The organism is Persicitalea sp., assembly GCF_041751555.1.
GTDB lineage: Bacteria > Bacteroidota > Bacteroidia > Cytophagales > Spirosomataceae > Persicitalea.
This window is the reverse complement of sequence record NZ_JBGSXF010000652.1, coordinates 1-5,053: the sequence shown is the minus strand read 5'-3', so window position 1 is coordinate 5,053 and position 5,053 is coordinate 1. Positions and strand designations below refer to the sequence as shown.

Annotated in this window: 5 protein-coding genes; 1 reads left to right on the top strand and 4 read right to left on the bottom strand. The window is 50.7% G+C overall.

Annotation, left to right across the window (positions count from 1 at the left end):
- On the top strand, nucleotides 1-898 hold an 898-nt coding region (locus ACEW8P_RS23040), incomplete at its 5' end, for a nucleoside hydrolase (RefSeq protein ID WP_373515421.1).
- On the opposite strand, the gene ACEW8P_RS23035 is transcribed toward ACEW8P_RS23040, so the two are convergent.
- The 4 genes from ACEW8P_RS23035 to ACEW8P_RS23020 all read right to left on the bottom strand — a co-directional run bounded on the left by ACEW8P_RS23035 (nucleotide 802) and on the right by ACEW8P_RS23020 (nucleotide 4,877).
- Complete coding sequence (locus ACEW8P_RS23035) at nucleotides 802-1,182, bottom strand: cyclopropane-fatty-acyl-phospholipid synthase family protein (RefSeq protein ID WP_373515420.1); 381 nt, start codon at nucleotides 1,180-1,182, stop codon at nucleotides 802-804. The two genes, ACEW8P_RS23040 and ACEW8P_RS23035, sit on opposite strands and share 97 nt — an antisense overlap.
- A gap of 407 nt (nucleotides 1,183-1,589) precedes the next feature.
- Nucleotides 1,590-1,943: a heavy-metal-associated domain-containing protein gene (locus ACEW8P_RS23030; protein WP_373515419.1), complete on the bottom strand. Its 354-nt coding sequence runs from the start codon at nucleotides 1,941-1,943 to the stop codon at nucleotides 1,590-1,592.
- Nucleotides 1,944-2,051: 108 nt separating this feature from the next.
- Nucleotides 2,052-2,618, bottom strand: a complete 567-nt coding sequence (locus ACEW8P_RS23025; RefSeq protein WP_373515418.1) for a helix-turn-helix domain-containing protein — start codon at nucleotides 2,616-2,618, stop codon at nucleotides 2,052-2,054.
- Nucleotides 2,619-2,624: 6 nt separating this feature from the next.
- On the bottom strand, nucleotides 2,625-4,877 hold the full coding sequence (locus ACEW8P_RS23020; protein ID WP_373515417.1) for a TonB-dependent receptor domain-containing protein: 2,253 nt from the start codon (nucleotides 4,875-4,877) through the stop codon (nucleotides 2,625-2,627).
- Between the last annotated feature and the right edge of the window lie 176 nt (nucleotides 4,878-5,053).

The window sequence follows — 5,053 nt, the reverse complement described above, 5'->3', positions numbered from 1 at the left end:
TGACTCCGACGTGGACGACGTGCAGGCTCTGGCTATGCTCCACGCCTACCAGCAGAGGGGAATGGTAGATTTGCTGGGCGTAGTAGTCACCAGCGACGACAGCGCTTCCTTTTCCTGCACGGACGCCATCAATACCTTTTACGGCAATCCTGATTTGCCCATTGGTTTCTTGAAAAAACAGGAAAGGCTTCGTCATTTTTCAAAGTACACCCGGCAGGTCGCCGCCAAATTCCCGCATGACCTGACCCGGCTTGAAAAAACTACTGAATCGGCGCTGCTTTATCGAAAACTACTGGCCAACAGTCCTGATAAGTCGGTAGTAATCGTCACCATCGGCCACCTGACTAGTTTAATGAATTTCCTGCAATCGCCCGGCGATAGCATTTCTCCGCTGAGCGGGCAAGAACTGGCGCGTAAAAAAGGAAAGAAATGGCTGTGCATGGGTGGGCAATACCCCGAAGGCAAAGAGGCGAATTTCTACCGTCCCGACCCGGCGTCCACCGTCTATTGTCTCGATCATTGGACGCAGGAAGTAGTTTTTTGCGGCTGGGAAGTGGGAAATGAAATAAAGACGGGCGGCGCGTACCTGAAAAGTAAACTGCCCACGAACAATCCTGTGTACCGCGCTTACCAGCTTTACAACGACTTTGCGGGCCGTCCCGCCTGGGATCAGGTGGCTGTGCTGCTGCTGGATGAGGACGCTTCAGCTCGCTACTTCGACTTCGTCCACGACGGCTTCGTGAGCGTCGCTGCCGATGGCAGCAACGTATGGAAAGCTGGTGAAAAATCTTCGGGTAAGCATCACGCTTTCGTCAAGATCAAGGACGGCGTCGATCCCGACACCATCGCCCGGCAGATGGACGATTTGGTGATTTCGCTGGGTAAAAAACAAAACTGATTTTCTTCTTGGGTCGTCTTGTCCCTACCGCAGTTGGTCAGTCCCTGCTCCCGAGCACGCCGATTTCCCGCCGCCACAAGATTACTGGCAATATCGACTCCTAAAACACGAGCACCCCGTTTTGCCTCGGGAAGGGCGGTAGTGCCGTCACCACATCCCAGTTCAAGAATCTCCAGGCCCGGCGTAATGTCAAGCTTAGCGACCAACTCTTCACCGCTTTGGCGCATGGTTTCGGCCATACGGGTAAAATCGCCTTTTTCCCACAATGCTTTATTTGGGTTCATGGTATTTGAGTTTGGATGGAATAGCTGGCGATACCTTAAAACGGCACGCTGTTTTCGCCTTAACTATGAAAACATTGAATGGCAAAATAAAAAACATAGATAAGACTGGCTAATTTAATTTAGTGAACGGCCACTGGCGGCTCCCCCAAGGGCTGCCAAATCCGACAGACCAACTTAGAAGCTGTTTGAGTTAATCCTTTAAGCTAAAAATGGCGCTTTTTCATCAATCCTGCGTCACCAAAATCCTCCCTTGGCGCTGCCAAACTTCGGATTTGGTTCCTTGTCTTGAAAAAAAATCACTCATTTTCATCCATAAAAACTAACTTAAACAGCTTCCTAGACGGGCATGAAAAAGCCGGAACCCTCAGAAGTTCCGGCTATTCTAAAAAAGAAGGTGAGCGATTCGGTTAGTGCTTCATGTCGCTGTGCGCTGCCGCCGTCTTCTGGCAGCAATCGGGTAGTTTGTCATGTGCCTTCTGGTCGGCTACTGCGTCGCCGGCGTCGTAACCTGTATTCACGATGGTTTCCTTGATGGAAGCCACGTCGGTTTTCTTCGGGTTGTACTTTACCGTCATCACCTTGTCTTTCAGGTCGAGGTTGGCGTATTTCACGCCCTTCGATAACCCCAGATTACGTTCCAGGCGCTCCTTGCACATTTCGCAAATTGCCGAGGTTTTAATTTTCACTTCCTTTTCCCCTGACTGAGCAAAACCCAGTGTCATGGAGAAGGCAAACAGAATGGAAAAAAGAGTCGTTTTCATTTTTTGTTTAAAATTTGATTGTTTAAAATTTGATAAATTTTTCGTTTCAATTTGTTGCCTAGACGAAGATTTGAATAGAATGTTTAAAACCTCCGAGTACCCCCTCGCCTACACTCTATCCAAAGTCTTCCTTGCCAGCAAGGCGTTTTTTTTGTACTCTCCCGGTGTTTGTCCGGTTTCTTTTTTGAACTGATTGCCCAGATGGGCCGCGCTGCTGTAGTCGAGCCGCCAGGCGATTTCACTCAGCGTCAGTTCGCCATAAGAAAGCCATTCCTTTACTTTTTCAATCTTCTGGCTAATGACATAACGCTCGATCGTTTGTCCGGTCATGGATGAAAACAAATGACTGATGTAGGAATATTCGTAGCCACATTTTTCTGACAAATAGTTAGAGAAATTCATGCTCGCAGGCTTCTTTCCTTTTAAATGCTGTACTTCATCGATAATGAATTTCTTTATATTCTCGACCAGAACGAGGCGCAGGTCTTCCAAAAGATCAAAGCCATTGGCTTGCAGCCGCTGCTTGACTTCTTTTGACTTTTCAACGGACAATTTGCCTGATACTTGCACCGCGCCCAGTTCAATCTCCTCCACCGTCAGCCCCAAGGCTTCCAGTTCGTCACGGACGACTTTAATGCAGCGGTCACAGACCATATTTTTTATAGCTAGTTTCATGGCAGCTCAGCGTTTGATTTTGTAACGTACACCGGCGTAAATCATCCGACCCACCACGGGCGCCCACACAATACCTGCGTCGAAGCGCTGCCCAAACGGGTCATTTGCTCCGATGATCGGATTGGCCTGACGGTAGTTGCCCAGGTTCTCGCCGCCCAGATAGACATCCCATTTTACAAAAGTCCGCGTAATCTGCGCGTTGAAGTTGAAAAATGCCGGGGCCATGTCGGTTGGCATATTCATATAAGACGTATGGTCGTAGCCGGGGTCGAGGTTCGGGACGCGGCGCTTGCCATTCCACTGCGTCGTAAAGTCAAACTTCCACTTGTCGTAGGGTAGCGCGTAGCCAATGTTGAACAGCACCCGGTCGCGGTTGACCATCATACGCGGCAGCAGCACGCTCTCGCCGAAAGGCTCGCCCATCGTCTGCTTCACGTCGAAAAGGCGGTAGGCCAGTTTGAGTTCTAAGCGTTCGACGGGCGTGAGGTTCACTTCCGCCTGAAAACTATTTGCAAAGGCTTTATCCTGCAAATTGTAGAAGTACAGGAAGCCCGGATGCTCTGCATCGGCAACAAGTTGGTTTTGGAAATTGGTGCGATAGTAGTCCACTATCAAAGTACCGGGCCAACCTGCCAGGTCGAATTCTTTCGTCAGGCTTGCACCATAATTCCACGATACCTCGGGCCGAATCTGCTCCCGAAACACCACCGCCCGCGAACTCACCAGATTGCCGAAGTACTCCGCCAACGGATTGGCCACCCGAAAGCCGCGCCCCGCCGACAGACGTAAAGCAGTGTTGTTATCGAGCTGATACTTCAGGTGCAGCCGGGGCGTGAACTGCGTCCCGAACAGATTGTGGAAGTCTACCCGAGATCCCGCTACGAGCGTAAACTTGTCCAGGTTATTATAGGTGTATTCAAAGAATGCCCCCGGCACCGATTCCGTGCGCAACATCGTCGTGTCACGGTAGCGCTCACTATAGTCGTCCAGCATATAGCTAACACCCGTTTTAAAGCTGTGATTAGTGTTGCCAATGATAGATTGGTAAATCAGGTTTCCGTACAGTGTTTGTTGACGACCATTGTAGGGCGTGAAGCCGAAGTACGACTGCTGATCGTGAACGGAGGCGTTCAGAATCAGCCCCAGACCCTTGTAGGGTTTATTGGGGAAAAGCTTGGCGGTTTTCGAGAAAATTTCCAGCCGATTGATCTTTGCCCCAAAACCATAAATGGGCGAGCCGTTCGGGCCAATTTTGCTAGGCTGCTCGGGGTCGAAGTTGACCTGCCCGCCCGTGCGATCTTCGTGTAGGGCTTTCACGCCAAACTGCGCCATCATTTTATTGCTCTGGTACTTCCAGCGCTGCACAGCGTTGAATTGGGTATAGAGTGGCAAATCCAGAAAGTCATCGCCGTTGTTGTCCACCCGGTTGCGGAGGGTGCTGGCGTGAGTCAACAGTCCCGCGCTCCATTTGTCGTTCAGCTTATGGGATAGGTTGAGGTTCAGTTCCGCGCGGCCAAAGTTATTGACGTAGGCGTTGGCGTACAGTTTCTCGCGGCTGTCGGGCTTCTGCAGCTCTACGTTGATCTGCCCCGTCATCGACTCATAACCATTTACGACCGATCCCGCGCCCTTGCCGACGTCGATAGATTGAATCCAGGTACCGGGGATGAAATTTAGCCCGAAGGTAGTGGCGAGGCCGCGAATGCTCGGTATATTCTCAACGTTGGTTTGGATATAAGTACCATTCAGCCCTAACATCTGAATTTGCTTAGCACCCGTCACCGCGTCGCTGTACGATACCGACACGGAGGCGTTGGTCTCGAAGCTTTCGGAAAGATTGCAACAGGCCGCTTTTGCCAAAGCGCGGCTTGTGATGATTTCGGTTTGAATGGGAGAAAGGCGGTCGATGGTCGTGGAATTGGCCTGAATAACTACCTCATCCAGCGACTGCGCCGAGCGTAGAACAAACTCGACTTCGCTTCCACCCTCTACTTTCAGGGTATCGTTGCGATAGCCGACAAAACTCACCACCAACTGGTTGGATTGTGCCGAGCGCGGAACTGAAAACTGTCCAGTGGCGTCCGTACTGGCTCCCAGCGTGGTGCCCGCCCAGTAGACGTTGGCTCCTGGCAAGGGTACTTTGGACGCGGCGGCATCCGCGAGTTCGTACACCGTTCCGGTTACGCTCTGCGCCGTTGCCAGACCCACTGACAGCGCAAAAGCGATTGCCGTTACTAAAATTGGAAATTGAAATTTCATGAAAAGTATTGCTAAATGAATGACAAAAATCTGAGTTTTTAATCTGTAAAAAACTCAATATCAATCAAATAGGAATCCTAGATCAAAAAAGACTGAACAAACACGAGCATACCTCGCCCATGCTTATTAGGGAGGAAGGGAGCCCTTCGACCGTACGACGCCCCGGTACGCTCAGA

Bases quoted from the DNA above. Each gene is read 5' to 3' on its own strand.
- ACEW8P_RS23035 (WP_373515420.1), bottom strand. From the start codon at position 1,182: ATGAACCCAAATAAAGCATTGTGGGAAAAAGGCGATTTTACCCGTATG.
- ACEW8P_RS23030 (WP_373515419.1), bottom strand. From the start codon at position 1,943: ATGAAAACGACTCTTTTTTCCATTCTGTTTGCCTTCTCCATGACACTG.
- ACEW8P_RS23025 (WP_373515418.1), bottom strand. From the start codon at position 2,618: ATGAAACTAGCTATAAAAAATATGGTCTGTGACCGCTGCATTAAAGTC.
- ACEW8P_RS23020 (WP_373515417.1), bottom strand. From the start codon at position 4,877: ATGAAATTTCAATTTCCAATTTTAGTAACGGCAATCGCTTTTGCGCTG.